Raw genomic sequence first — 24,903 nt, 5'->3', positions numbered from 1 at the left:
CGCTCCCACGGTGGATCGGTGTTGTTGCCTACATCGAGTGAACAATACAAAACCCTGTGGGAGCGAGCCTGCTCGCGATGCTTTCAGCTATTCAGGCAACTCGGCCAAGCCATCGACGTCGGTCATCGCTCGCTCCAGCAGATCAGCCGGCAAGCTCTTGCTGGCGCGCGCTCCCAGCAGCTTCAACTGCTCACTGCGACTGACCAGGTTGCCGCGCCCTTCTGTCAGCTTGTTGCGCGCAGAGCTGTAGGCCTTGTCCAGTTGCTGCAAGCGATTGCCGACTTCATCCAGGTCCTGGATGAACAACACGAACTTGTCGTACAGCCACCCGGCGCGCTCGGCAATTTCCCGGGCGTTCTGGCTCTGGCGCTCTTGCTTCCACAGGCTGTCGATGACCCGCAGGGTCGCCAGCAACGTGGTCGGACTGACGATGACGATGTTGCGGTCGAAGGCTTCCTGGAACAGCGTCGGCTCAGCCTGCAACGCAGCGGAGAACGCCGCTTCGATCGGCACGAAAAGCAAGACGAAATCCAGGCTGTGCAAGCCGTCGAGTCGCTTGTAATCCTTACCTGACAGGCCTTTGACGTGATTGCGCAGCGACAGCACGTGCTGCTTGATGGCGATCTGGCCGATGGCTTCGTCGTCGGCCGACACGTATTGCTGATAGGCCGTGAGGCTGACCTTGGAATCGACCACCACCTGCTTGTCGCCCGGTAGATAAATGATCACGTCCGGCTGGAAACGCTCACCGTCCGGCCCCTTGAGAGTGACCTGAGTCTGGTACTCACGACCCTTTTCCAGCCCGGCGTGTTCAAGCACGCGCTCGAGAATCAACTCGCCCCAGTTGCCTTGGGTTTTCTGCCCTTTCAACGCACGAGTGAGGTTGGTGGCTTCGTCGCTCAGGCGCAGATTCAGTTGCTGCAGGCGTTCCAGCTCTTTGGCCAGGGAAAACCGTTCACGGGCCTCGGCCTGATAGCTTTCTTCAACGCGCTTTTCGAAAGACTGAATGCGTTCTTTCAAAGGATCGAGCAACTGGCCCAGGCGCTGCTGGCTGGTTTCGGCGAAACGCTGCTCGCGCTCGTCGAAGATCTTGCCCGCCAGTTCGGCGAACTGTGCTCGCAGTTCGTCACGCGAGCCTTGCAGGTCGTTGAGGCGTTGTTGATGGCTGTCCTGCTGCTCACGCAGCTCGGCCTGGAGCGAGGCCGCTTGAGAGTCCAGACGCCGCAGTTCGGCTTCTTTGCCGGCGCGCTCGATGTTCCAGGCGTGAGCCGCATCGCGGGCATCGTCGCGCTCTATCTGTAGCAGTTCGATTTCACGGCGCATGGCGGCCAGCTCTGCCTGCTTGGCGGCGTTGGCCTGGCCAAGATCACCGATTTCATCGCGGCAGGCTTCGAGCTGAGCGTTCAAGCCGTCCTGCGCCATTAGCGACATGGCCAGACGCTCTTCCAGCAAAGCCACCTCGGCTTGCCCCACGCTCGCCCGACGCTGGATTTGCCAGGCCAGTACCAGCAAGGGCAGTGCGGCACCCGCCAGACCCAGCAAAATGCTGGTCAAGTCCATAGCCATAGCGACTCCTGCCGATGAGATAAAGCTTGAAGGGTAACCAAGGCATCAGGACTTGGACAGCTCAGTCTTCGACCAGGCCCAGTTCCTGTTGAGCACGCCGGTCCCCTGCCCGCGCCGCCTGGCGCAACAGATCCTGGCCAATGCGGCGATCACGGGCATTGCCGCATTCGCGGCACATCAGCTGGCCTAGACGACTTTGCGCGGCCACCACGCCTTCACGGGCAGGCTGTTTGAGCAAGCGTCCGGCGAAATGTTTGACGTTGGTGTTTTCACCCAGGCGCGGGCTATCGAGCAGCCACTCCGCCACGCGCATCGAAAAGCGTTTGGGAGGGGTAACACTGGGAGGTGTTGAGGTAGCAGAAACTGATACGGAGCGAAACTTCATAAAGCACTGTGGGGCAGATCGGAAGGCGCGCCACTCTACTCTTTTTTTCTTACAGGTAAAGCCTAAAAAAACCCGGCACGCCCGTCCTAGAGCAAGCGCTCGGGACAATCCACAGAAGCTGTGGATAACTCAGTGGACAACCGCCCTTGAACTCGCGCAAAGCCCTGTGGAATGGGGCTCGCAGTCAAACTGACGATTTTTTCACCAGTAAAAAAAAGCGATGTTTTTCATTGACTTAAATTTTCAATACAGGCACCCACTGGGGTCGTGGCGTGGATGACAGTCCGGTTACAGTCTGCGCAACTTATGTGCACAAGTACCTTCGCGGCAGTTATATCGATGCATTTTTTCGGAGCGTTTTGTAGGCGTTTTCTGGGGATAACCTTGGCAAACCCTTGTTACAGGCGTTTGCCCGAGCGACGACCAATGGTCGGAAATGGGCCCATTACCCAGCGTGTCAGCAGGGCGTGGCAATTATTTTGCTTTAACGCTTCCCTTCGCCCATTCAATTCGTTACTATCCGCGGCGTTAGTACCAAGCTGAAAGTCAATTCTGGTCGAACAAATCCTCCCGGTCAGCCTTCCCAACGGAAGCCTCTACCGAACAAGCGGGATCGACCACCTCGATGGTTTCCAGGTAAACCTTGCGCCAACACTGCCTTTGAATCGAATGCAAAGGGTGTTGCGAAGCTCACTTACTCTGACCGAACCAGCCTGCAAATTGATCAGGATCTTCACCCCGGGCCCAGAACCTTTGCCCTTGATGTGTTGCCTGCCCTCCTAAGTACCTACCTGCCAGCCCAAGCGCGCCAATTATCAGCGCTTCAAACTGGCTGCTTTGTTCCAGTCGGGTTCTTCGTTCGACCAATGGTGGTCGTCGTCACTGGAACGTTTTAATTTTGCACGGCTCTTATCCGTGTCGCTTGTAGGAACACCCAATCATGACTACTCAAATCCACACTCAGGATGCAATCCGCACCCTAACCAACGCTTTTGCTCCAATGAACTGCCTGATCATGGCCGCTCGCAAAGGCTGCTTCAGCTTCACCCTGGTCAACGAACACGGCATCGCTCGTCACAGCGAACGTCTGTACCCCGATCAATACTCCAGCGCAGAACCGCTGCAGGCCGTGATCGAGCGTACCCGTCAGGCACTGGTTGCCTGATACGCCAGAAAGACTGAAAACCTCAAAAGCCCTGCTCAAAAAGCGGGGCTTTTTATTGCCCGATATTTCTCATTGCGCAGCCTTCGACTAAGTTCCAAACGATATAACGGTTATAACTCGAAGCCGGAAATATTTTAAAAACAGGCCTTTACAGCGCGAATATGACACTACACTTCAACTCAAGCGGCTTGATCCGCTTCCGGCGAGCCTGAGTCGATCCACATGCTGCCAACGCTCCCTTCAGGTATCGCCGCCCATTTGATGTTTCGAGGGCTTTATGGGTATCGCTGCCAGCGAACTGTGCCGTTATGTGATCCGTCCGACATTGATTTACCTCGGGCGCCATAGCGCAACTGCCGAATCCCTTCTGCTGGGCATCGCCGCCAGCCAGTCAGCCCTTGGTTCCGCCCTGCATGACCGCCGTGGACACGGCCTGTACCGAATTGCCGAACCCCGCCACCAGGCTCTCTGGGATCACTACCTGGCGTTGGACCCGGAGCGCGCGAGCCTCGTGCGCGGCCTCGCCAGTCAGCATGCCTTTCTCAGCGGGCCTCACCTGGAATTGATCGTCAACCTGCGTTACGCCACTGCCATCGCCTGGCTGCTGGTAGAAGAACAGAACACTCCCCTCCCCGCCGCGGATGACTTGTTGGGAATGGCCCGAATCTGGCGCCAGACTTTTCAGCCTCAAGGACGCCTGCGCGATTTCACCTACGCCTGGCAAACCTGTGTTTCACCCCTGAATCAGGTCGCCTGTTGATCCACCGATTCCCAAAGATCCCGCAACGGACGCGAATCTGGTCGGATTGTCCTACAAAACCGCTCTAACTCAAGCCATACAGCCTATAGCGCTGGGACGAAAATGTTGGTAATTTTCGCCCCGGTGATCACCAGGAGTTCTAATAATGAAAAAAGTAATGCTCAAAACCACACTTAGCCTCGCTGTTACCTTGGCATCCACCCAGATTTTCGCAAGTGGCTTCGCCATCAACGAACAGAGCATCAGCGGGATGGGTACAGGTTTTGCCGGGCGATCTTCCTCTGCCGATGACGCAAGCACAATTTTTGGCAACCCTGCCGGCATGTCCCGCCTCAAGCGCGAACAAGTCACCGGCGGTGCTGCATTTCTCGACGCACACACTGACATCAGCCACGCCAGCTCCAGCCCGAACAGCGGCAGCAACGACGGCGACATGGTTCCGTTCATCGCCGTGCCTATGGGCTACTATGTCAAGCCAATCGACGACCACTGGGCTTTCGGTATCGGCATGTACGCGCCATTCGGCCTGGTGACCGACTACGAGAACGGCTTCGCCGGCCGTTACTTCGGCAGCAAAAGCGAAGTCAAGATCGTCACCCTGCAACCGACTGTCAGCTACGCCTTCAACGACAAGGTCTCCATCGGTTTCGGCCCGACCATCAACCGCATCGACGGCACCCTGGAATCGAACCTGTCGATCACCCAGGCCGCACCGGACGGCAAGGTCAAGATCAAAGGTGACGACACCGCACTGGGCTACAACATCGGTGTTCTGGTGCAAGCCACCGACAGCACTCGCGTCGGCCTGACCTACCACTCGAAAGTGAAGTACAAGCTCGAAGGTGACACCAAGGTCAACTACAACGTCCTGGGCCTGGTCGGCCAGAACCCAAGCCAGAAGTACGACGCCTCGCTGGACCTGACCACGCCTGAATCGGTGGACTTCTCGGTGACTCATAAGCTGGACGACCAGTGGACACTGTACGCAGGCAGCACCTGGACGCGCTGGAGCCGCCTGAAAGAAATCACCGTCGATAACAAAGGTGTTCCGGCCATCCTGAACGGTCAGTTCGGGACCATCACCGAAGAACAGAACTGGCACGACACCTGGGCTCACGCCATCGGCGCGTCCTACCAGTTGAACAAGCAATGGGTATTGCGTACCGGTCTGTCCTTCGACCAGGCGCCGACCAACAACGTCGACCGTTCCCCACGCATCCCGACGGGCGATCGCAAGATTTTCAGCGTGGGCGCCGGCTGGAGCCCGACCGACGACCTGACCATCGACGTAGCGTACTCGTACCTGCGTGAAGAGTCGGTCAAGGTCACCAACAGCAACGACCGTGGCCAGAACTACAACGCCAAGTATGAAAACTATGCGAATGGTTTCGGCGTAGGCGCGACCTACCGCTTCTGATGAAGCCCGGCGAGCCTGAAACGCTCGCCGCCTGAATCAAAAAAGCCCCGCTCTCTTGTACAGAGGCGGGGCTTTTTCATGGGCGTTCAATCAGGGTTGCGAGGCCAGGGCTTTTTCCACCGCGGCAATGAACTCGGGATCGTCGGGCTTGGTCAGGCTGGAGAAATTGGCGATCACCTTGCCTTTGCGATCGACCACGTATTTGTAGAAATTCCACTTCGGCGCGCTGGTCTGTTTGGCTAGGACCCTGAACAGGTGAGTCGCGTCATCGCCGCGGACTTTCTGCGGCTCGGTCATGGTGAACGTCACCCCATAGTTCACGTAGCAGACCTTGGCGGTCTCAGCGCCGTCCTTGGACTCCTGCTTGAAGTCATTGGACGGAACACCGATCACCTCCAGCCCCTGATCCTTGTAACGCTGATTCAGAGCCTCAAGGCTTTTGAACTGTGGGGCAAAGCCACAGAAGCTTGCGGTATTGACCACCACCAGCGGCTTACCCTCAAACCGCTGGCACAGGTCGATGGATTCCTTGGCGCGCAGCTTGGGCAACGAGCCCTGCAACAGCTCCGGGCACTCGGCCGCTTGTGCCAATCCGGTAAACGCCACCAGCAACGCGGGGACTGCAATCCAGCGCATCAGCATGTCAGTGCATCCTTGATTAATGGTCACAAACGAAGTTACTCGCCCTCGCCTGTTCCTAGCAAGCGCCCATGCCCAACTGCATCAGTGCCAATCCGCCCTGATGCCAGCCCCACCAGGCCAAGGCCAGCAGCAAGGCACCGACAGCGACCACCGCCACTCGCGGCCAGAGACGGTTCATATCGCACTCAACCGGGTTTGCAGACGCGCCACCGGCTGCTCACGCACCGGCCAGTTCAGGGCGGCGGCCAACAGACTCAAGAGAATCGCTACTTGCCAGATCAAGTCATAGCTCCCGGTTCGGTCATACACCACGCCACCCAACCAGCCGCCGAGGAACGAACCGAGCTGGTGGAAGAGGAAAACAATCCCGCCGAGCATGGACAGGTTTCGCACGCCAAACAAGGTCGCCACGGTGCCGTTGGTCAATGGCACGGTCGACAACCACAGGAAGCCCATCGCCATGCCGAACAGGTACGCGGTAGTCGTGGTCACCGGCGCCCACAGAAACAGCGCAATCACCACCGCCCGCAGCAGGTACAGACCGGTGAGCAAGCGCGGCTTGGACATGCGACCGCCGAGCCATCCTGCGGTGTAGGTGCCGAAGATATTGAACAGCCCGATCAGCGCCAGCACCGTGGTGCCCACTGTGGCCGGAAGGTGCTGATCCACCAGATAGGCCGGCAAATGCACGCCGATGAACACCACCTGGAAACCGCAGACAAAAAAGCCGAACGCCAACAGCCAGAACCCCGAATGGGAGCAGGCTTCCCGCAGCGCTTCAGAGAGGGTTTGTTCATGGCCGAGCACTGGCAGCGGTTTGTCCTTGAGCATGCTCACCAGCGGGATAATCAGCGCTACCAGCAGGCCCAGGACCAGCAATGCCGCGGACCAGCCCAGCCAGCCGATCAGCCCCAGCGTACCGGGCAACATGGCGAACTGACCGAAAGAGCCGGCAGCGCTGGCGAGGCCCATGCCCATGCTGCGTTTCTCCGGGGGCACGGCGCGACCGACCACGCCAAGGATCACCGAGAACGAAGTGCCCGACAGGCCGATGCCGATCAACAGGCCCGCACTCAGGGACAACGTCACCGCCGAGTCGGACAAGCCCATGAACACCAGGCCCAACGCGTACAGCACACCGCCGACGAACACCACTTTCGCCGCGCCAAAGCGATCGGCCAGCGCGCCGGTGAACGGCTGCGCCAGACCCCAGATCAGGTTTTGCAGGGCGATGGCAAAAGCGAACGTCTCACGCCCCCAGCCGAATTCGGCACTCATCGGGGCCAGGAACAGCCCGAAGCCGTGTCGCACGCCCAACGACAATGCCAGGATCAGCGCACTCCCCACCAACACCCAACCGCATGTACGCCACATCGAGGTCATTCTTATTCTCCGGTAGCGGGTATATACCCGCTTAAGATCGGAAAAACCGGCATCACGCCAGTTCGTCCAGCAGTCGCAACAAGGTTTCGCGTTTTTCGGCGCCCAGACGATCGACCAGCCGCTGCTGCGCCGCCTCCCACGCAGGCAAGGCCGCGGCCAGGCGAGCTGCGCCCGCCTCGGTCAGCCGGACGATGCGATTACGCATGTCCTCACCCTCGACCAGCGCCACCAGGCCCTCACCTTCCAGCACCCGAAGATTGCGCCCCAGGGTGCTGCGGTCCAGCCCCATGGCTTCGGCCAGGGTGGAAATACTTGGTTCATTCAGACGCTGCAGATTGCACAGCAAAGAATACTGGGCAACGTTGATCCCGAAGCCATCGAGAGCGCCGTCGTAATGCCTGCTGACGCCACGGGCGGCGCGACGCAGGTTGATGCATAAACATTGGGAATCGAGCATGGTGCGTGTATATACCCGCGAGTGTGTTAAATCAAGTTACAGATGAGTTCATTGATAAATATTCGAGGTGCTTGGTCGACCGCCTTCGCGAGCAGGCTCGCTCCCACAGTGGATCTTCAGTGGACGTTAAATTTATGTAAGACGCCATCAACGTGGGAGCGAGTCTGCTCGCGATGAGGCCGGCACATCCTGCCCACAAACCATCAGACCAACGCCCATCCCACCAGCACCACCATCTCCAGCAATTCCAGCATCGCCCCGGCCGTATCCCCCGTCGTGCCGCCCAATCGCCGCAGAATCACCTGCCGCAACCAAACGAACATCCCCCCCGCCAGCACAAGCGCCCAGGCACCACTGAACCCTGCGATCAGCACACACGCCAACGCGCTGACTGCCAGCACCCGCTTACCCGCCAAACGCGGCAAATGATCCGCCAGCGCCTGCCCCAACCCGCCGGCACGCACATACGGCGTGGTCAGGAACAATCCCAGCATCGCGCTGCGGCCAATCAGCGGAACGATCATCAGAAAAAGACTGTGCTGCTGCTCGATCAACGCCAGCAACGCGGCGAATTTGAGCAGCAACACCAACACCAGCGTCACCACCGCAATCGGTCCGCTGCGCGGGTCTTTCATGATGGTCAGCGTGCGCTCGCGGTCGCCGAAGCCTCCGAGCCACGCATCGGCGCTATCGGCCAGACCGTCCAGGTGCAACGCGCCGCTGAGCAATACCCAAACGCTCAGCAGCAGCGCGGCGTGAAGTAACAAAGGCGTGCCCAGTAGCAGCCAGTTCAGTGCCCATAACAGCGCACCGAACAGCAGCCCCACCAGCGGATAAAACAGCAGCGACCGACCCAGTTCCTGAGGTGCCGGCATGCCTGGCAGACGAATCGGCAAACTGCTGAGAAATTGCAGGGCGATCCAGAAGGGCAGCATGGTCAGATCGCTTCCTTGAGGAGGACGCCTGACTCGACGCTCAACGAAAACAGCGAGCCATGCCCGACCTCGACGTTCAGCAACTGCTCACGGGGCAAACCACGTGCCTGAGCCAGCAACAAACGCATGACACCGCCATGACTGATCAGCAAGATCCGTTCACCCGCATACGCCGCGTGCAGACGCGCTACCGCCGCCAGCACCCGCGTTGAGAAATCCTCGACCGGCTCACCTTCCGGCGGCGTAAAGGCATACGGATCGGCCCAGAACAGCCCCAACCCCTCGGCGTCAGTCTCCATCAGCGCCGCCGCGCTCTGCCCTTCCCAGGCACCGAAATGCAGTTCTTGCAGATCCTTGTCCAGGTGCACAGGCAATTCCAACTGCGCACCGAGCTCATGCGCAAACCGCGCACATCGTTGCAGCGGCGAACTGATCAACCGATCCCATGGCCCTTGCTCGACCACCGCCGCGCGCATCTGCGCCCAGCCCTTGTCGGTCAGCGCATCGTCGAGGCTACCGCGCAAACCGCCGCCGAGTTCGGTTTCCCCGTGGCGCAGAAGATCCAGTCGCAACGTCATGCCGGACGATCCGCCACCGCCGCTTCGGCGAAGGTTGCCATCTGCCCGTGAAGATCGCAGGCCAGACGCAGCAACGGCACGGCCAACGCGGCGCCACTGCCCTCGCCCAGACGCAGCCCCAGATCCAACAGCGGCTCGGCATTGAGGGTTTCCAGTACATGACGATGACCCGGCTCGGCACCGCGATGGCCGAACAACAGCCATTCGCGGCAGCCAGGGTTCAAACGCACCGCCACCAACGCGGCGACGCTGCAGATAAAGCCGTCCACCAGCACCGCAACACCCTTCTGGGCGCACGCCAGATATGCGCCGACCAGCGCCGCAATCTCAAAACCGCCGATATTGAACAGGGTTTGCAACGCATCACCGCGCTGAGCACCGTGTAATGCCAGGGCACGCTCGATGACTTGGGCTTTGTGGCTGACCCCCGCCGCGTTCAAACCGGTGCCCGGCCCGGCCAGATGCACCACCGGGCAATCGAGCAAGGCACAGGCCAGCGCGCTGGCCGCCGTGGTGTTGCCGATGCCCATCTCGCCGCCGATGAACAGCTGCGCGCCATTGGCGACCGCACGTTGCACGCTGTCGCGACCAGCCTGCAAGGCGAGTTCACCCTGGGTAGCCGTCATGGCCGGGCTTTCGACGAAATTGGCGGTGCCCGCGCCGATGTTGAGGTGACGCACGCCTGGCAGATTCAACGACGGCGTTACCGTGCCGAGGTCGACCACTTCGAGGGAAGCCCCGAGCTGGCGCGCCAACACGCTGATCGCTGCACCGCCGCTGACGAAGTTGTGCAGCATCTGCCCGGTGACTTCCTGAGGGAACGCCGACACGCCTTCTGCAACCACACCATGATCGCCGGCAAAAATGGCAATCCACAGCTGATCGAGACTCGGTTTGACCTGCCCTTGCAGCCCCGCCATTTGCACGGCCACCGATTCCAGTCGGCCAAGGGAGCCAGCGGGTTTGGTCAGTTGCTGTTGACGTGCCTGCGCCTGCTCGACGGCTTGCGCGTCGATCGGCTTGCACGGGTTCAGCCACCAGGATTGAGTCATAACGCGGTTCCTTTCAAAGTCAGGGGCAGGCCGGCGACGGTCAGGACGACTCGTTGGCAGCGCTCGGCCAGGGCTTGATGCAGCCAACCGGCTTCATCGACATAGCGGCGAGTCAATTCGCCCAGCGGCACGACACCCATTCCGGTCTCGTTGCTGACAAAAATGATTTCACCCGGCAAGGAGGCCAGGCAGTCCAACAGGGCTTCGCGTTCGACGTTGAGACGTTTGGCGTCGTCGAGCATCAGCAGATTGGTCATCCACAGGGTCAGGCAATCCACCAGCAGGCAACGCTCGGCGCGGGCGCTTTCGCGCAATACGCGGGCGAGTTCGATTGGCTCTTCGATCAACGCCCATTCGGCTGGACGACGGGCCCGATGATGGGCGACCCGTTCGTTCATTTCACCGTCCAGCGGTTGGCTGGTGGCGATGTAAGTCACTTGGAGGTGACTGTCTAACGCAAGTTTTTCAGCCAGTCGGCTTTTGCCGGAGCGGGCGCCGCCGAGGATCAGTTGCAGCATGGTTCATTCCTTAAATATGCGGTGTAGCTGCTGGCCTATTCGCGGACAAGCCTCGCTCCTACAGGGCTGAGCCGCTCTTGACCTTGTAGGAGCGAGGCTTACCCGCGAAAGCGTCCTCTCAAAAACCGCAGAGCTCACGCAACAACGCGGTATCCAAATGCTTCTCCACCAGATCCGCCAACCGCTCGATATCCCGCTCGCGCAACCCGTGGTAATCCACGTCCTGCACCTCCTGCAAACCCGCCCAGCGCAGCAGCGCACTGCACGCCGCCGGGGATTCAAACAGGCCATGCAGGTAGGTGCCGAAAATCTGCCCGTCAACACTTTGCGCGCCATCGCAGCGACCATCGTCCAGCTGCACCGCAGCGTTTTCCAGCGCTGGCCCGGTGGTCACCCCGGCATGGATTTCATAGCCACTGACCTGCGCATCCTCCAGCGCCAGACGACCGCGCACATTGCGCAATTGCTTCTCTTCTTCGAGCTGTGTTTCGAACGCCAGCAAGCCCAGGCCAGCACTGGAACCCGGCGCGCCTTCGAGGCCCAGCGGATCGTGCACCTGCTCACCGAGCATCTGCAGACCGCCGCAAATCCCCAGCACTTTTCCGCCATAACGCAGATGACGACTGATGGCCGTGTCCCAGCCATTGGCCCGCAGGTACGCAAGATCACTGCGCACACTTTTCGAGCCGGGAAGAATGATCAGATCAGCCGGCGGGATTGCCTGGCCGGGGCCGATGAATTGCAGGTCGACTTGCGGATGCAGGCGCAGCGGATCGAAATCGGTGTGGTTGCTGATGCGCGGCAGCACCGGCACCAGCACTTTGAGCACGCGTTCAGCCTTGTCGGCCTGGCGCTGATCGATGCCGTCCTCGGCTTCCAGGTGCAAATCCATCACATACGGCAGCACGCCGATCACCGGTTTGCCGGTGCGCGCTTCCAGCCAATCGAGGCCGGGTTGCAGCAAGGCGAGGTCACCGCGAAAACGGTTGATGATGAAGCCTTTGACCCGCGCCTGCTCGGTCGGCGACAGCAGTTCCAGCGTGCCCACCAGATGCGCGAACACCCCGCCGCGATTGATGTCGGCGATCAACACCACCGGACAATCCACCGCTTCGGCAAAGCCCATGTTGGCAATGTCGCCGGCACGCAGATTGATCTCGGCCGGCGAGCCCGCGCCTTCGACCATGACCACCGGATACGCCGCGCTCAATCGTTCATGGGAAGCCAGCACGGCTTGCATGGCGATGGCTTTGTAGTCGTGATAGGCGACCGCATTCATGGTGGTGACCGCGCGACCATGGATGATGACCTGGGCGCCGGTGTCGCTGTTGGGCTTGAGCAGCACCGGATTCATGTCAGTGTGCGGTTCCAGGTTGGCCGCCTGGGCCTGCACCGCCTGGGCGCGGCCGATCTCGCCGCCGTCGGCGGTCACGGCACTGTTGAGGGCCATGTTCTGCGGTTTGAACGGCACGACGCGCACGCCCTGACGCGTGACCCAGCGACACAACGCCGTCACCAGCGTGCTTTTACCGGCGTCGGAGGTGGTGCCCTGCACCATCAATGTTGTCATTGGGCTTCCTTTACGAAGGCTTGAAGCGCTTGCTCAAGACGCAGCCAATCGGCTTCATCCGCCGGCAAGCCGAAACGCACGCTGCTGTTGTGGGCGAACAGCCGCAGCAAGATGCCGCGCCTGGCCATGAACTCGTGAAGCGCTTCGGCATGCTCGATCATCAGCCATTGAAACAAGGCGCAGCCACCCTGCGGCTGCAAACCATACTGCCCAAGCAAAAGTGCCAGGCGTTTGCCGGCCTCTTCGCTGCGCGCGCGCTGCCTTGCATGGCCTTCGGTGTCCAGCAAACAGGCTTGGCCCAACACGCGTGTCGGCCCGCTGACCGCCCACGGGCCCACCTGCTCTGCGAGCAACTTGAGCAACTTGCGCTCAGCCAGCACAAAGCCCAACCGCACACCGGCCAAGCCAAAAAACTTGCCGAAGGAACGTAGCACGATCAGGCCGACCTGATGGGCAAACGGCGCGAGGCTCAACGCCGGCGTGTTGTCCATGAACGCTTCGTCCACCACCAGCCAGCCGCCGCGCGAGGCCAGTCGGGCATGCCAGTCGAGCAAGCGACTCGGGCTCAGGCTCAAGCCTGTCGGGTTGTTCGGGTTGACCACCACCAGCACGTCGAGGCTGTCGATATAGAAGTCGACTTCCTGCTCCAGCACCTCGCGCACGATGTAACCATTGCTGCGCCATGCGTGCGCGTGTTCGGCGTAACACGGCGACAGCACGCCGACCTTACCGGCCCGACGCAAACGCGGCAGTAACTGGATGGCCATTTGCGAACCGGCCACCGGCAGCACCTGTCCGGTGCCGTAATAATCGCAAGCGGCCTGCTCCAGACCATCATCGGTTTCCGGCAAGCGCGCCCAGGCGCGCAACGGAATGTCCGGGATCGGGAATGGCCACGGCGCGAGACCGCTGGACAGGTCCAGCCAGTCAGCTTCGGCAATGCCATATTCGAGCGCGGCCTTGCGCAAGCGACCACCGTGCTCAAGCATAGAATTCAGCTCCCACGCAGAGAATCAGCAGCCATAACCATACCCCGCGCTGAACCAATTGCCAGCCACGGTCGATGGAATCGGCATCCGCCGGCACGCCTTCGCCCAGTTGCGGGCGCTGATGCAATTCACCGTGATAGATCGCCGCCCCGCCCAACTCGACGCCGAGCGCACCGGCACCGGCCGCCATGACGGGCCCGGCGTTGGGGCTGTCCCAGGTCGGGCCCTGGGTGCGCCAGCATTTCAAGGCCAGCCGGGTTTTGCCCAGCAGCGCGTAGGTCAACGCCACCAGGCGTGCAGGCAGGTAGTTGAGGACATCGTCGATCTTCGCCGCCGCCCAACCGAAACGTTCGAAGCGTTCGTTGCGGTAACCCCACATGGCATCGAGGGTGTTACTCAAGCGATAGAGCACCACACCGGGCGCACCGGCCACGGCAAACCAGAACAGCGCGGCAAATACCGCATCGCTGCCGTTCTCCAGGACAGATTCAGTGGCGGCACGGGCCACTTCGGTTTGATCCAGTTCACTGGTCTGACGGCTGACCAAATAACCCACGCGCTTGCGGGCTTCGTCCAGATCATCGCTGCGCAAAGCCTTGGCCACCGGCTCGACGTGCTCACCGAGGCTACGCATGCCGAGGGCGCAATAGAGCGCGAGAATCTCGACAATCCAGCCCACATACGGTGCCCAGGAAAAAGCCGTGGCAAGCAAGGTCAGCGGCACGACCGCGATCACCCACGCGGTGACGCCATGGCTGCGCCAGCCACGCCCCTCACCGTTGAAACGTTGCTCGATGCGGTCGGCAAAACGGCCGAACGCCACCAGCGGATGCCAGCGTTTGGGTTCACCCAGCAGCGCGTCCAGCGCAACCGCGGCGACACTCAATAACGCCACACTCATTGACTCACTCCCCAATAATTTTCATACAGCAACTCACTGAGCGGACGCGCCTGCGCCCACCCTTCGAGTACCAGCATCGGCGCCGCATAGAATTCCTTGACCGGGCCGAGGCAAAGAACCGCCAACGGCTTGGCCCCGGGTGGCAAACCCAGCAGGTTCGCCAGCGCTTGCGGTTCGAACAGCGACACCCAGCCCATGCCCAGACCTTCGGCGCGAGAGGCCAGCCAGAGGTTCTGGATCGCGCAGGACAGCGAGGCCATGTCCATTTCCGGCAAGGTGCGACGACCGAAGATGTGGCGCTCTCGATCATCCATGAGCGCGGCGACCAACACCTCGGCGCAGTCGTTGATGCCTTCGACCTTGAGCTTCATGAATTCGTCAGTGCGCTCGCCGAGGGCTTCGGCGGTGCGGATGCGTTCTTCTTCCACCAGTCGCTGGATGTTGCCTCGCAGGGCCCGGTCGCTGATGCGGATGAAGCGCCAGGGCTGCATCAGGCCGACGCTCGGGGCCTGGTGGGCGGCTTCGAGCAGACGCCGCAACAACTCGGGCTCGACGGTGCCGCCGCTGAAGTGGCGCATGTCGCGACGTTCGGCGATGGCTCGGTAGACCGCTTCGCGTTCGGCTTCGGAGAATGCGTTGTCGGTCATGGCCTCTTCGCGAGCAGGCTCGCTCCTACAGGGGTTAGGTGATCCATTGTAGGAGCGACGGTGCGACGATTCGGCCTGCTCGCGAAGACGGCATCAAGGTCCGGCGCAAAAAGCGCGGCGACTGCGGTGGGATTGGACGGAAAATAAAAATGCACATAAGAGGCGGTCATCCGCCCCTCACGGTAAACCGCCTCCGCCCCACGCCCGCCGTTCGGACTGAGTCCACGGGCAATCGGCTCAAGTTCGGTGCTGGTCAACGAATGGTGATAGGTGTGCCCACGCAGTGAACCTTCCGGCAACTCAACCGCTTGCAACGCCAGCGCGGCCAGACGCTTTTGCATCACCGCATCACCTTTGAGCAAGCCCACCAGTTCGGCGCGAGTTCCCTCGACATCAGTCAACGAATCGAGCAGGTACAACATCCCGCCGCACTCGGCCAGCAACGGTTTGCCGGCAGCATGATGGGCGCGGATCGCGTCGAGCATCGAGGTGTTCTGTGACAGCGCCACATGGTGCAGTTCCGGATAACCGCCCGGCAGATAAAGGCTGTCAGCTTCCGGCAAATCAGCATCGCGGATCGGCGAGAAGAACAGCAGCTCGGCGCCCATGGCCCGCAGCAAGTCCAGGCTCGCGCCGTAGGTGAAGGCAAACGCTTCATCACGGGCCACGGCAATTCGGATGCCTTTAAGCAAAGGCTCGGCGGCGATCACGTCGGGCCCGGCGAACTCCACGGCAGGCGGCAGCGCCACATCGCAACTGCTGGCCAGCGATTCGGCCGCCGCATCGAGGCGCAGGTCGAGATCGTTCAACTCGCTGGCCTGGACCAGACCGAGGTGCCGACTGGGCAATTCGATCGCGGTTTCCCGCGACAAGGCGCCGTACCAGCGCAAGCCTTCCGTCAGGCTGCCTTCGAGCAATTGCGCATGACGCAGCGTGCCCACGCGGTTGGCCAGTACACCGGCAAACGGCAAGTCCGGCTGATACTTCGCCAGCCCCAACGCCAACGCACCAAAGGTCTGCGCCATGGCCGTGCCGTCGATCACGCCGAGCACCGGCACACCGAAGTGCCGCGCCAGGTCGGCGCTGGACGGCGTGCCGTCGAACAGGCCCATGACGCCTTCTATCAGGATCAGGTCGGCTTCCCCGGCCGCTTCCCATAACAGACGACGACTTTCCTGCTCGCCGACCATCCACATGTCCAGTTGATACACCGGCGCACCGCTGGCGCGTTCGAGAATCATCGGGTCGAGAAAGTCCGGGCCACATTTGAACACGCGGACCTTGCGCCCCTGATTGCGGTGCAAACGGGCCAGCGCGGCGGTGACGGTGGTCTTGCCCTGACCGGAGGCCGGCGCGGCAATCAATACCGCCGGGCAATGACGATGACTATTCATAAAGTGCGGCTCACAACTCGACGCCTTTTTGCGCTTTGATGCCGGCCTGGAACGCGTGCTTGATCACGCCCATGTCGGTGACTGTGTCGGCCAGTTCGATCATCTCTGGCTTGGCGCCGCGACCGGTGACCACCACGTGCTGCATCGGCGGACGCGCCTGCAAATCACTGAGAACCTGATCGAGGTCGAGGTAGCCGTGCTTGAGGGCGATGTTCAACTCATCCAGCACCACCAGACCGATCGACGGGTCACGCAGCAGTTCCTGGGACACCGCCCATGCGGCCTCGGCGGCGGCGATGTCACGCTGGCGGTCCTGGGTTTCCCAAGTGAAGCCCTCGCCCATCACATGAAAACGCACCTGCTCCGGGAAACGGCGGAAGAACAGCTCTTCGCCGGTGCTGTTACGGCCCTTGATGAACTGCACCACGCCGCACTGCATGCCGTGGCCCATGGACCGGGCGAGCATGCCGAAGGCCGAGCTGCTCTTGCCTTTGCCGTTGCCGGTCAGCACCAGCAGCAGGCCGCACTCGTTCGGGGAGTTGGCGATGCGTTCGTCGATCACCGCTTTTTTGCGCTGCATGCGCGCAAGGTGGCGTTCGTCACGATCAGGGGAATCAGTCATGGGGAGCTCTCCGTTGAGGCTGGATAACGGCGGGCAGGCACAAGAATAGACGGCAACAAGCCTGGCATCGCCCACCGTGATGCCGTTGGATGAATCAGGCCGGTCTCCGGGCTCATGAGCGGCTTGCGCCGGACTGCGCGCCTTCCCATATCGACAGTCGACACAGTGGCTCAAGACGCAGTCTTTACTCATTTACCGTTGCGGGGGCAGCGCCGGGATCATGACTCTTCGTCGCTTGAAGAGAGTCACTCACCGGCTTCCCTGTTTCACTCTGTCGGCTTCGCCACAGAGCACCTGAAACAAGCCGCGAAGGTTAGAGGGTTGGGGGGGGAGCGTCAATTGAAGACAGGGCACGGATTCTCGATAGACTGCCGTCCATCAATAACCTGACGTCAATCTTGCGCCATACTGCCAGCAGTGATATCAAAGCGCCATAAACCCAACAACACAATTACAAGGGTGAGTGACATGCAAGGCATGATCATCAGTAATCCGAAGCTGGAATTCCTGCGACCGGTGCTGGAACGCTGGTTTGACTGTATCGACCGCTTTAACGCCGTGCGCGGCGATAACGACACGCCTTATTGGTACGACGAGAAAGCCAACCTTGGCCTGCTCTGCGCCGCAGCCTGGATGGCGGAAATGGTCACGCTGCAACAAACGCCGACCCGTAAACAGAACGAAGAAGGCGAACGCAACAGCCGCGCCGACCTGTTTATCGCCACCGCCGAAGAACGCGCCTACCTTCAGGCCACTCAACGCTGGCCGAAGGTCAACAGCCTGAACCTGAGCCAGGCGCTGCAGGACATCACCAGCGACGCCAAACGCATCAGCTACGCCAGCGACCTGAAACTCGGCTGCCTGTTCGTTGCGCCACAAAAGGCCCAACAGAGCGCGACCCCGGAAGAACTCCAGGACATGGTCGACGACCTGCAAAAGGAACACAGCTGCGCCGTGGCCTGGTATTTCCCGTACGCCTATCGCAAGTTGCGCAACGAAGCCGGTCACTATCACCCCGGCATCGCCGTGCTGCTCAAGGAAGCCCGCGGCTGACCGGTTGAACCATCGCGCGTCTAAGCTTCTCTATGACTAAGTCAATGCATTCATAGGGAAGTCCAGCATGCGCAAGCCCCAGCTCGTTCTCGTCATCGCGCTCGCCGGAGGGCTCGCCGCCTGTGGTGAAACCTCCAGCCTGCAAGTCTCCGACGGCACCGGCCCGTCACCCAAGCTGCCCGAGCCGAACAAGACCCTGATCCCGACGGTGAATATCGCCCCGGCGATCGGCTGGCCAGAGGGTGCAAAACCCACCGCTGCGGCAGGCACTCAGGTAGCGGCATTTGCCGAAGGGCTCGATCACCCGCGCTGGCTCTACGTGCTGCCCAACGGCGATGTATTGGTGGCGGAAACCAATGCCCCTCCCAAACCCGATGACGGCAAAGGCATTCGCGGCTGGGTGATGGGCAAAGTCATGGGCCGTGCCGGTGCCGGCGTCCCTAGCCCCAACCGCATCACGCTGCTGCGGGACAAGGACCACGACGGCATCGCCGAAACCCGCACGGTGTTCCTGGAAAACCTCAATTCGCCCTTCGGCATGACCCTGGTCGGCAATGACCTGTATGTCGCCGATACCGACCGCTTGCTGCGCTTTCATTATGAAAATGGCGACACCGCAATCAAGTCGCAGCCGATCAAGGTGGTCGATCTGCCGGGCGGCACGTTGAATCACCACTGGACCAAAAACGTCATCGCCAGCAAGGATGGGAGCAAGCTGTACGTCACCGTCGGCTCCAACAGCAACGTCGGCGAAAACGGCCTGGATCAGGAGGAAGGTCGTGCGGCGATCTGGGAAGTGGATCGCGCCACCGGCAATCACCGGATCTTCGCCTCGGGGATTCGTAATCCGAACGGCCTGGCCTGGGAACCTCAGACCGGCGCCCTGTGGACGGCGGTCAATGAGCGCGACGAAATCGGCAGCGACCTGGTGCCGGACTACATCACGTCAGTGAAAGACGGCGGGTTCTACGGCTGGCCCTTCAGCTACTACGGCCAGCACGTCGATATCCGCGTCGAGCCGCAAAACCCAGATCTGGTGGCCAAGGCCATTGCTCCGGATTATGCGGTCGGCCCACATACCGCATCGCTGGGCCTGTCGTTTGCCGAGGGCAACACACTTCCCGCGCAATTCAAGGAAGGCGCCTTCATCGGCCAGCACGGCTCCTGGAATCGCAAGCCGCACAGTGGCTATAAAGTGATTTTCGTCCCGTTCGCGGGTGGCAAGCCGACCGGCCAACCGGTTGATGTACTGACAGGCTTCCTCAACGAAGCTGAAAAAGCCATGGGTCGGCCCGTAGGCGTGGTGATTGATCAGCAGGGCGGTTTGCTGGTGGCCGATGATGTGGGGAACAAGGTGTGGCGCGTTTCGGCCGCTAAATAGCCGCCCTGCAGGGGCGAGGCTTGCCCGCGAAGGCTGTAGGACAGGCAACATCAATGTTGGATGTGCCGACGCCTTCGCGGGCAAGCCTCGCTCCTACAAGGGTCAGCGTTTTCGACAGAGCGTGAGCCCATCACCCAACGGCAACAACGACAGATCCACACGCACGTCATTCTTCAAGGCGCGATTGAGCGCCTGGATGGCTCGGGTGTCTGCACTCTCGGGATTCTCCTCAAGCACCCGCCCACTCCACAGCGTGTTATCGAACACCGCCAGCCCGCCGACGCGCAGCAGACGCAGTGCATGCTCCAGATAGTTCGGATAGTTGGACTTGTCGGCATCAATGAAGATCAGGTCGAACGCCTCCGGCTGATCCAGCATGGCGAGCGTTTCCAGTGCAGGGGCCAGCCGCAGGTCAATTCGCTCGGCCAGCCCCGCTTCCTGCCAATAACGGCGTGCGATAGCGTTGTAGTCGCCGGGAATGTCGCAGCAAATCAGCGAACCGCCCTGCGGCAATGCAGCGGCCATGCACAGGGCGCTGTAACCGGTAAACGTACCGACTTCCAGCAAGCGCTTGGCACCAATGAGTTTGACCAATAACGCGAGGAACTGCCCCTGCTCCGGCGCTACCTGCCAGCGCGCCATTGGCATCGCCTGGGTCTCGTCGCGCAAGCGCTTGAGCAGCGGCGTTTCCCTCAGGGAAACGTCGAGCAGGTATTGATACAGGGCATCGTCGAGATTGAGAGTGCGAGCGGTCATGACAACCTCTTCGGACAGGACGCTACGGATTACGCGCCAGGTGTTCAGGCTGCAGAACGCGCTTGGCGCTCAGATAAGCCTTCTGCCAGTAAGCCTTGGACAGGCTGTCGAGCTTCACCGTGCCGCCAGTGGCCGGCGCATGAACGAAGCGACCTTCACCGACGTAGATACCGGCATGACTGACCTGGGATCCGCCATTGGTGGCGAAGAAGATCAAGTCACCGGTTTGCAGGCCTTCCTTGCCGACGTTGGCCGCCTGCATGCTGATCATTTCGCGGGTGGTACGCGGCAGGGAAATACCGGTGACGTCATGGTAGACGTAACCGATCAGGCCGCTGCAATCGAAACCCGAATCCGGCGTGTTGCCCCCCCAACGATACGGCGTGCCCACCAGGCCCAGCGCGCGGAACAGCACGTCTTCTGCCTCGGGGGAAAAGGGTTGTGGGTTACCGAAAACAATGGGTGCACGAACCACCGGCGCAGGCGGCGGTGTGCGACTGGCGCAGGCGCTGAGCAGCGCTGCGAAGAACATGATTGCGAGGCGGGCCGACATCGTCATAAGCAGAACATCCTGATCTGGCTGCGGCTTTTTCTGCCGGGAAGGCAGAAAAGAAAACCGCCTGCGCAGGACGCAGGCGGTTTGCCATCAATAATAGATCTGGATTCTAGCGGCTATGGGCCAAACTTCAAGTAAGACTTTAAGTTCGCCTTACAAAGTGTCCGCCTACTTCGTTGCGAAGAGGTAGTTGTCGCCACCCACGTGGCGACAGGTTAAGCCTTATTTGCGTGCAGTGACCACGGTCGGAGCCATCGCGAGGGCGCGTTTGGCTTCGATGAAGGTCTTGCTCCAGTAGCTGTCGCCCAGGCTATCGACCCGGACACCACCGCTTTTGCGGCTGCTGGAGTGGATGAACTGGTTGTCACCCAGGTAGATCCCGGCGTGACTGACACGACCACGACGACCATTGGTGGCGAAGAACAGCAGATCCCCCGGCTTCAGCGCGCTGCGAGCTACCAGCGGAGCGTCGACGTTGATCATTTCGCGAGTGGAGCGCGGCAGGTTCATGCCGGCTTCTTCACGAAACAGATAACCGATGAAACCGCTGCAATCGAAGCCAGCCTCGGAGGTGCCGCCGAAACGGTAACGGGTACCGATCAGGGACATGCCACGCTCGAGGATGCTGTCAGCCAGAACCGGAAGCTGGTACGACTTGCCATCGGCGAAGTTTGCCAGTTCTTTATCGGTGGCTAGTTCTTCCTGGAAAAGAACGGAAGAAGACTGCGCAGTAACTGAATTCTTGACCTGCTGTTGTTGCTCTTGCTGAGTCACTGGGGAGTGGGCAGCGCAACCGAACAACAGGGTGACGAGTGCGAGAGGCACGAGGGGTGCGAAGCGCTTTAGCATGGGCACGACCGTGGCTGATAGTTGTAAAGAAGCCGAGACTATGCCCGCTATCATCCTCATTTGCAAATTCAATCGAACTTTATGTGACTTCCCGGTTTCGCGATTACATCTAAGCGCTTAAGCCCCATTTAGACACTCGCGCAGCCTGCACCCTGCAGGAAAGCGGATTTTCTGGCGCCTGAAATATGCCAAAAACCCCCGCCAAGCTTAGGTTTTACCAGCCTAGGGTTTCTTTCAGGAACGGAATCGTCAGCTTGCGCTGAGCTTGAAGGGAGGCCTGATCGAGACGCTCAAGCAGCTCGAAAAGCGCGCTCATGCTGCGGGTACCACGAGTCAAAATAAAATGCCCGACTTCATCGGTCAGGTGCAGGCCGCGACGGGATGCACGCAGTTGCAAGGCGCGCAATTTGTCTTCATCAGAGAGCGGACGCATCTGGAAGATCAGTGCCAGGGTCAGGCGCGATTTCAGGTCAGCCAGTTTCACCGGCAGTTCGCGCGGCGAGGTTGATGCAGCAATCAACAGACGCCGACCGCTGTCGCGCAGACGATTGAACAGATGGAACAACGCCTCTTCCCAATCCGCCCGGCCGGCCACGGCCTGCAAATCATCCAGGCAGACCAGTTCGTATTGTTCGAGGTTGTCGAGGATCGAGATGCCGCGGTCCAGCAGCTCGGCCAGCGGCAGATACACCGCCGGCTCCCCCAGTTGTTCGAAGCGCAGGCAGGCGGCCTGCAACAAGTGCGTGCGCCCTACCCCGTCCTTGCCCCAGAGATAAATCAGGCTTTCTGTCCAGCCGGCGTCGGCTTCGCATAGCCGCTCGACATAGCCGAGTGCAGCGGCATTGGCGCCTGGGTAGTAATTGATAAAGGTAGCGTCATCACGCAGACGCACACCTAGGGGCAGCTGAATCGGTTTCATGCTGACTGAACAGTTCCAAAGGAACCGTTAGTGGCCTCTGTGTAAAGTTTGCGAAGTTTATACCCGTGAGGCGGGTCGCACAATGCGACAGACCACAAGCAAAATCAAAGGTTTGCGTTAACGCCCTGGTTTCATGACAGTTTCTTTGGCGGCGCATGTGACAGCCGCGCGAGGGATACGGGCCGACCCGGCATGGAACCAGGCCGCCCGCCACAGGACTTCAACGACTCTTACAGCTCCGGTTCGTCGACACCACTGTAGATATCAGAATCCTTATACAAATCATGCACATGACGCACCAGCACCATGATCACCGCCGCCACCGGCAACGCCAGTAACACGCCGGTAAAGCCGAACAGTTCGCCCCCCGCCAGAATCGCGAAGATCACCGCCACCGGGTGCAGACCGATACGATCGCCCACCAGCAACGGCGTCAGCACCATGCCTTCCAGTGCCTGCCCGACCATGAACACCGCAACGATGCCGATCATGGGATACAGATCGCCACCGAACTGGAACAGGCCGGCGATCAACGCCGCGCCGATCCCGATGACAAACCCCATGTACGGCACAATGGCCGCCAGGCCTGCGATCAGACCGATCAACAACCCCAGCTCCAGCCCCACCAGCATCAAGCCCGCAGCGTAGATCACGCCCAGCGCCAGCATCACCAGCAACTGCCCGCGCACAAATGCCCCCAGCACTTCATGGCATTCGCCCGCCAGGGTCACCACGCGTTCTTCACGATCACGGGGAAGCAGGCTGCGGATCTTGGCCATCATCAGGTCCCAGTCCCGCAGCAGGTAGAAACTCACGACAGGGATCAGCACCAGATTCGCCAGCCAGCCGATCAACGCCAGCCCGGACGCCGTCGCCTGACTCAGCACCACCCCGACGATGTCGGTGGTCTGGCCCATGTGTTCGCTGATCGCGGCCTTGAGCTTGTCGAACTTCCAGAAGTTATCCGACAGTCCGAATTTTGATTGCGCCCACGGCAGTGCAGTGTGCTGCAGCCAGTCAAGCATCTGCGGCGCCAGTTCATACAAGCGAAATAACTGCTTGGCGAGCATCGGCACCAGCACCAGCAGCAATGTGGTGAAGATCAAGGTGATCAGCGCAAACACCGCCACCACGCCCCAGGTGCGTGACAGACCGGCCTTTTCCAGCCGATCCACCAGCGGATCGAACAGATAGGCCAGCAGCAACGCGACCAGAAAGGGCGTCAGGATCGGATGCAACAACCAGACAAACACGCAGAGCAGAACCACCCCACCCAACCAGAACCAACGCCGCGTATCCGCCATGTACCACTCCATATGCATCTATATAAAGAAAGAAAACCTTACCAACGGAATCTCAGCTGTGGCACCGGTGCCGGGGTTGGTGCAACGACCGGCGCCGCACCCTCGGCTGGCTGCGCAGGCGCTGCCGGTGCAGGCGCCTCACCGGCTGGAACTTCCTGCAACTTCGCGAGGGACAGCTGCGAACGTAACTGCTCGGCGCTGCCATTGACCCGATAGAGAATGCGCTCGCCATCAACCGTTTGCAGGCGCGCCCTAAAGGGCTCCAGCAAGCGTCCAAGGGCGGCGTAGCGTTCCAGGTTCATGCCCTGCACTTCCAGCAATTGTTCGCCCGAAGCGCCCGGCTTGACGACAAACCGCGGTGCCAGTCGCTCACTGACCGCCAGCATCACCGCATCGGCCACAGCAGCCTGATCCACCCCTTGTACGCTGCCCGCCTCTTTCTTGTCGCCCAGCCACATGTTCCATTTGGCCTGCCACTGGCCACCCTCTTCCCGGGCATGCACCGCGAGCAAGGCATCGGCGCTGTAACGGTCCGAGGCAGCGCGCAACGGCGTTGCATCTGCCCCTTCAAGGTTGGGTGCCGTAGCCACCAGTTGCTCACTCAGGTCCGCCAACGGCAACCGCAACGGCAGACCACGATGCTGGGCTGCGCGACGCAACGGCGCGGCGCTGGACTGGCCATCGCCCACCAGGCTCGATCCCTCGGCGGAGTCGTTCAACCACCAACTCAGGATCGACGGCCGATTCGTCCCCCACAAAGACAACCCGGCGCGGCGCAAGGCTTGTTCGGTGCTGGCCGGGTCGAAATCGACTTTCAGCACTTCCGGCGGACCGGCGTCGAAACCGTATTGACTGATGATCTGTTGCGGATCTTTGCGTAGCGCCGCCAACCCCGGACTTTGCGCAGCCTTGGGATCACCGGTCAGGCGCAGCACCAGGGTGTCCAGCGCGCGCTGGGTCGCCTGGTCGCGTTCCTCAGACGATTGACTGCTGACAGGCTCGCGCACTTGATACAGGCCTTTGACGGTTTCGGCATGACTCGCCAGGCTGACCAGTGAAAAACAGCCTGCAAATAAAAATCTGGAAAAAAAACGCATGGGAGAT

The 24,903-nt window shown here is 60.7% G+C and carries 27 protein-coding genes and 1 riboswitch; of the genes, 5 read left to right on the top strand and 22 right to left on the bottom strand.

Annotation, left to right across the window (positions count from 1 at the left end):
- Positions 1-87: 87 nt before the first annotated feature.
- Both rmuC and BLU63_RS20110 read right to left on the bottom strand, forming a co-directional pair.
- Positions 88-1,452: a DNA recombination protein RmuC gene (gene rmuC / locus BLU63_RS20115; RefSeq protein ID WP_167362298.1), complete on the bottom strand. Its 1,365-nt coding sequence runs from the start codon at positions 1,450-1,452 to the stop codon at positions 88-90.
- Between the two features lie 175 nt (positions 1,453-1,627).
- Positions 1,628-1,951: an SEL1-like repeat protein gene (locus tag BLU63_RS20110; protein ID WP_077749798.1), complete on the bottom strand. Its 324-nt coding sequence runs from the start codon at positions 1,949-1,951 to the stop codon at positions 1,628-1,630.
- 940 nt (positions 1,952-2,891) lie between these two features.
- Here BLU63_RS20110 and BLU63_RS20100 point away from each other — a divergent pair.
- From BLU63_RS20100 to BLU63_RS20090, 3 genes are all read left to right on the top strand, one after another.
- Positions 2,892-3,116: a hypothetical protein gene (locus BLU63_RS20100; protein WP_008031832.1), complete on the top strand. Its 225-nt coding sequence runs from the start codon at positions 2,892-2,894 to the stop codon at positions 3,114-3,116.
- A 277-nt stretch (positions 3,117-3,393) separates the two neighbouring features.
- The gene (locus BLU63_RS20095) at positions 3,394-3,876 is read left to right on the top strand and encodes a hypothetical protein (RefSeq protein ID WP_010456766.1); all 483 of its coding nucleotides are present in this window, start codon (positions 3,394-3,396) and stop codon (positions 3,874-3,876) included.
- Between the two features lie 145 nt (positions 3,877-4,021).
- Complete coding sequence (locus tag BLU63_RS20090; RefSeq protein ID WP_010456768.1) at positions 4,022-5,293, top strand: OmpP1/FadL family transporter; 1,272 nt, start codon at positions 4,022-4,024, stop codon at positions 5,291-5,293.
- A gap of 90 nt (positions 5,294-5,383) precedes the next feature.
- On the opposite strand, the gene BLU63_RS20085 is transcribed toward BLU63_RS20090, so the two are convergent.
- From BLU63_RS20085 to cobO, 14 genes are all read right to left on the bottom strand, one after another.
- Positions 5,384-5,935: a glutathione peroxidase gene (locus BLU63_RS20085; protein WP_083376024.1), complete on the bottom strand. Its 552-nt coding sequence runs from the start codon at positions 5,933-5,935 to the stop codon at positions 5,384-5,386.
- Positions 5,936-5,990: 55 nt separating this feature from the next.
- Complete coding sequence (locus BLU63_RS33555) at positions 5,991-6,113, bottom strand: hypothetical protein (protein ID WP_010456772.1); 123 nt, start codon at positions 6,111-6,113, stop codon at positions 5,991-5,993.
- Positions 6,110-7,318 carry an MFS transporter gene (locus BLU63_RS20080; RefSeq protein WP_077749795.1) on the bottom strand — a complete coding sequence of 403 codons (1,209 nt, stop codon included), beginning with the start codon at positions 7,316-7,318 and terminating at the stop codon, positions 6,110-6,112. The genes BLU63_RS33555 and BLU63_RS20080 overlap by 4 nt, the downstream gene beginning before the upstream one ends.
- 52 nt (positions 7,319-7,370) lie before the next feature.
- A complete protein-coding gene (locus tag BLU63_RS20075; protein ID WP_010456776.1) occupies positions 7,371-7,775 on the bottom strand; it encodes a MarR family winged helix-turn-helix transcriptional regulator in 405 nt (134 codons plus the stop codon).
- Between the two features lie 203 nt (positions 7,776-7,978).
- Positions 7,979-8,710 (bottom strand): adenosylcobinamide-GDP ribazoletransferase, encoded by a 732-nt coding sequence (locus BLU63_RS20070; RefSeq protein WP_083376023.1) that lies wholly within the window; start codon positions 8,708-8,710, stop codon positions 7,979-7,981.
- A gap of 2 nt (positions 8,711-8,712) precedes the next feature.
- Positions 8,713-9,288 carry an alpha-ribazole phosphatase family protein gene (gene cobC / locus BLU63_RS20065; RefSeq protein ID WP_083376022.1) on the bottom strand — a complete coding sequence of 192 codons (576 nt, stop codon included), beginning with the start codon at positions 9,286-9,288 and terminating at the stop codon, positions 8,713-8,715.
- Positions 9,285-10,340 (bottom strand): nicotinate-nucleotide--dimethylbenzimidazole phosphoribosyltransferase, encoded by a 1,056-nt coding sequence (gene cobT, locus BLU63_RS20060; protein WP_077749792.1) that lies wholly within the window; start codon positions 10,338-10,340, stop codon positions 9,285-9,287. The genes cobC and cobT overlap by 4 nt, the downstream gene beginning before the upstream one ends.
- Positions 10,337-10,858, bottom strand: a complete 522-nt coding sequence (cobU, locus tag BLU63_RS20055) for a bifunctional adenosylcobinamide kinase/adenosylcobinamide-phosphate guanylyltransferase (RefSeq protein WP_083376021.1) — start codon at positions 10,856-10,858, stop codon at positions 10,337-10,339. Before cobU ends, cobT begins: the two co-directional genes overlap by 4 nt.
- Before the next feature lie 118 nt (positions 10,859-10,976).
- Positions 10,977-12,428 (bottom strand): cobyric acid synthase, encoded by a 1,452-nt coding sequence (locus tag BLU63_RS20050; protein WP_083376020.1) that lies wholly within the window; start codon positions 12,426-12,428, stop codon positions 10,977-10,979.
- On the bottom strand, positions 12,425-13,417 hold the full coding sequence (gene cobD, locus BLU63_RS20045) for a threonine-phosphate decarboxylase CobD (RefSeq protein ID WP_083376019.1): 993 nt from the start codon (positions 13,415-13,417) through the stop codon (positions 12,425-12,427). Before cobD ends, BLU63_RS20050 begins: the two co-directional genes overlap by 4 nt.
- Complete coding sequence (gene cbiB, locus BLU63_RS20040) at positions 13,410-14,318, bottom strand: adenosylcobinamide-phosphate synthase CbiB (protein WP_010456786.1); 909 nt, start codon at positions 14,316-14,318, stop codon at positions 13,410-13,412. The genes cobD and cbiB overlap by 8 nt, the downstream gene beginning before the upstream one ends.
- The gene (gene bluB, locus BLU63_RS20035; protein ID WP_083376018.1) at positions 14,315-14,965 is read right to left on the bottom strand and encodes a 5,6-dimethylbenzimidazole synthase; all 651 of its coding nucleotides are present in this window, start codon (positions 14,963-14,965) and stop codon (positions 14,315-14,317) included. Before bluB ends, cbiB begins: the two co-directional genes overlap by 4 nt.
- On the bottom strand, positions 14,962-16,359 hold the full coding sequence (locus BLU63_RS20030) for a cobyrinate a,c-diamide synthase (RefSeq protein WP_077749788.1): 1,398 nt from the start codon (positions 16,357-16,359) through the stop codon (positions 14,962-14,964). Before BLU63_RS20030 ends, bluB begins: the two co-directional genes overlap by 4 nt.
- A gap of 10 nt (positions 16,360-16,369) precedes the next feature.
- Positions 16,370-16,981, bottom strand: coding sequence for a cob(I)yrinic acid a,c-diamide adenosyltransferase (gene cobO / locus BLU63_RS20025; protein ID WP_077749787.1), 612 nt, complete (start codon positions 16,979-16,981; stop codon positions 16,370-16,372).
- A gap of 80 nt (positions 16,982-17,061) precedes the next feature.
- Positions 17,062-17,294: riboswitch (cobalamin riboswitch) on the bottom strand.
- 155 nt (positions 17,295-17,449) lie between these two features.
- Between cobO and BLU63_RS20020 the strand changes: the two genes are divergently transcribed.
- Positions 17,450-18,034, top strand: coding sequence for a hypothetical protein (locus tag BLU63_RS20020; RefSeq protein WP_077749786.1), 585 nt, complete (start codon positions 17,450-17,452; stop codon positions 18,032-18,034).
- 67 nt (positions 18,035-18,101) lie between these two features.
- Positions 18,102-19,415, top strand: coding sequence for a PQQ-dependent sugar dehydrogenase (locus BLU63_RS20015; RefSeq protein WP_083376017.1), 1,314 nt, complete (start codon positions 18,102-18,104; stop codon positions 19,413-19,415).
- Positions 19,416-19,517: 102 nt separating this feature from the next.
- On the opposite strand, the gene BLU63_RS20010 is transcribed toward BLU63_RS20015, so the two are convergent.
- From BLU63_RS20010 to BLU63_RS19985, 6 genes are all read right to left on the bottom strand, one after another.
- Complete coding sequence (locus tag BLU63_RS20010; RefSeq protein WP_077749784.1) at positions 19,518-20,171, bottom strand: O-methyltransferase; 654 nt, start codon at positions 20,169-20,171, stop codon at positions 19,518-19,520.
- 22 nt (positions 20,172-20,193) lie between these two features.
- A complete protein-coding gene (locus tag BLU63_RS20005) occupies positions 20,194-20,730 on the bottom strand; it encodes a C40 family peptidase (RefSeq protein ID WP_010456801.1) in 537 nt (178 codons plus the stop codon).
- A 219-nt stretch (positions 20,731-20,949) separates the two neighbouring features.
- Positions 20,950-21,576 (bottom strand): C40 family peptidase, encoded by a 627-nt coding sequence (locus BLU63_RS20000; protein ID WP_010456802.1) that lies wholly within the window; start codon positions 21,574-21,576, stop codon positions 20,950-20,952.
- A gap of 214 nt (positions 21,577-21,790) precedes the next feature.
- On the bottom strand, positions 21,791-22,495 hold the full coding sequence (hda, locus tag BLU63_RS19995; RefSeq protein ID WP_010456804.1) for a DnaA regulatory inactivator Hda: 705 nt from the start codon (positions 22,493-22,495) through the stop codon (positions 21,791-21,793).
- A 230-nt stretch (positions 22,496-22,725) separates the two neighbouring features.
- Positions 22,726-23,799 carry an AI-2E family transporter gene (locus BLU63_RS19990; RefSeq protein WP_010456806.1) on the bottom strand — a complete coding sequence of 358 codons (1,074 nt, stop codon included), beginning with the start codon at positions 23,797-23,799 and terminating at the stop codon, positions 22,726-22,728.
- A 38-nt stretch (positions 23,800-23,837) separates the two neighbouring features.
- Positions 23,838-24,896: a DUF2066 domain-containing protein gene (locus tag BLU63_RS19985; RefSeq protein ID WP_083376016.1), complete on the bottom strand. Its 1,059-nt coding sequence runs from the start codon at positions 24,894-24,896 to the stop codon at positions 23,838-23,840.
- Positions 24,897-24,903 lie beyond the last annotated feature (7 nt).

Origin of the sequence: Pseudomonas mandelii (genome assembly GCF_900106065.1) — a bacterium.
GTDB lineage: Bacteria > Pseudomonadota > Gammaproteobacteria > Pseudomonadales > Pseudomonadaceae > Aquipseudomonas > Aquipseudomonas mandelii.
This window is presented reverse-complemented; position numbering and strand designations above follow the sequence as displayed.

Bases quoted from the DNA above. Each gene is read 5' to 3' on its own strand.
- BLU63_RS20110 (WP_077749798.1), bottom strand. From the start codon at position 1,951: ATGAAGTTTCGCTCCGTATCAGTTTCTGCTACCTCAACACCTCCCAGT.
- BLU63_RS20100 (WP_008031832.1), top strand. From the start codon at position 2,892: ATGACTACTCAAATCCACACTCAGGATGCAATCCGCACCCTAACCAAC.
- BLU63_RS20095 (WP_010456766.1), top strand. From the start codon at position 3,394: ATGGGTATCGCTGCCAGCGAACTGTGCCGTTATGTGATCCGTCCGACA.
- BLU63_RS20090 (WP_010456768.1), top strand. From the start codon at position 4,022: ATGAAAAAAGTAATGCTCAAAACCACACTTAGCCTCGCTGTTACCTTG.
- BLU63_RS20085 (WP_083376024.1), bottom strand. From the start codon at position 5,935: ATGCTGATGCGCTGGATTGCAGTCCCCGCGTTGCTGGTGGCGTTTACC.
- BLU63_RS33555 (WP_010456772.1), bottom strand. From the start codon at position 6,113: ATGAACCGTCTCTGGCCGCGAGTGGCGGTGGTCGCTGTCGGTGCCTTG.
- BLU63_RS20080 (WP_077749795.1), bottom strand. From the start codon at position 7,318: ATGACCTCGATGTGGCGTACATGCGGTTGGGTGTTGGTGGGGAGTGCG.
- BLU63_RS20075 (WP_010456776.1), bottom strand. From the start codon at position 7,775: ATGCTCGATTCCCAATGTTTATGCATCAACCTGCGTCGCGCCGCCCGT.
- BLU63_RS20070 (WP_083376023.1), bottom strand. From the start codon at position 8,710: ATGCTGCCCTTCTGGATCGCCCTGCAATTTCTCAGCAGTTTGCCGATT.
- cobC (WP_083376022.1), bottom strand. From the start codon at position 9,288: ATGACGTTGCGACTGGATCTTCTGCGCCACGGGGAAACCGAACTCGGC.
- cobT (WP_077749792.1), bottom strand. From the start codon at position 10,340: ATGACTCAATCCTGGTGGCTGAACCCGTGCAAGCCGATCGACGCGCAA.
- cobU (WP_083376021.1), bottom strand. From the start codon at position 10,858: ATGCTGCAACTGATCCTCGGCGGCGCCCGCTCCGGCAAAAGCCGACTG.
- BLU63_RS20050 (WP_083376020.1), bottom strand. From the start codon at position 12,428: ATGACAACATTGATGGTGCAGGGCACCACCTCCGACGCCGGTAAAAGC.
- cobD (WP_083376019.1), bottom strand. From the start codon at position 13,417: ATGCTTGAGCACGGTGGTCGCTTGCGCAAGGCCGCGCTCGAATATGGC.
- cbiB (WP_010456786.1), bottom strand. From the start codon at position 14,318: ATGAGTGTGGCGTTATTGAGTGTCGCCGCGGTTGCGCTGGACGCGCTG.
- bluB (WP_083376018.1), bottom strand. From the start codon at position 14,965: ATGACCGACAACGCATTCTCCGAAGCCGAACGCGAAGCGGTCTACCGA.
- BLU63_RS20030 (WP_077749788.1), bottom strand. From the start codon at position 16,359: ATGAATAGTCATCGTCATTGCCCGGCGGTATTGATTGCCGCGCCGGCC.
- cobO (WP_077749787.1), bottom strand. From the start codon at position 16,981: ATGACTGATTCCCCTGATCGTGACGAACGCCACCTTGCGCGCATGCAG.
- BLU63_RS20020 (WP_077749786.1), top strand. From the start codon at position 17,450: ATGCAAGGCATGATCATCAGTAATCCGAAGCTGGAATTCCTGCGACCG.
- BLU63_RS20015 (WP_083376017.1), top strand. From the start codon at position 18,102: ATGCGCAAGCCCCAGCTCGTTCTCGTCATCGCGCTCGCCGGAGGGCTC.
- BLU63_RS20010 (WP_077749784.1), bottom strand. From the start codon at position 20,171: ATGACCGCTCGCACTCTCAATCTCGACGATGCCCTGTATCAATACCTG.
- BLU63_RS20005 (WP_010456801.1), bottom strand. From the start codon at position 20,730: ATGACGATGTCGGCCCGCCTCGCAATCATGTTCTTCGCAGCGCTGCTC.
- BLU63_RS20000 (WP_010456802.1), bottom strand. From the start codon at position 21,576: ATGCTAAAGCGCTTCGCACCCCTCGTGCCTCTCGCACTCGTCACCCTG.
- hda (WP_010456804.1), bottom strand. From the start codon at position 22,495: ATGAAACCGATTCAGCTGCCCCTAGGTGTGCGTCTGCGTGATGACGCT.
- BLU63_RS19990 (WP_010456806.1), bottom strand. From the start codon at position 23,799: ATGGCGGATACGCGGCGTTGGTTCTGGTTGGGTGGGGTGGTTCTGCTC.
- BLU63_RS19985 (WP_083376016.1), bottom strand. From the start codon at position 24,896: ATGCGTTTTTTTTCCAGATTTTTATTTGCAGGCTGTTTTTCACTGGTC.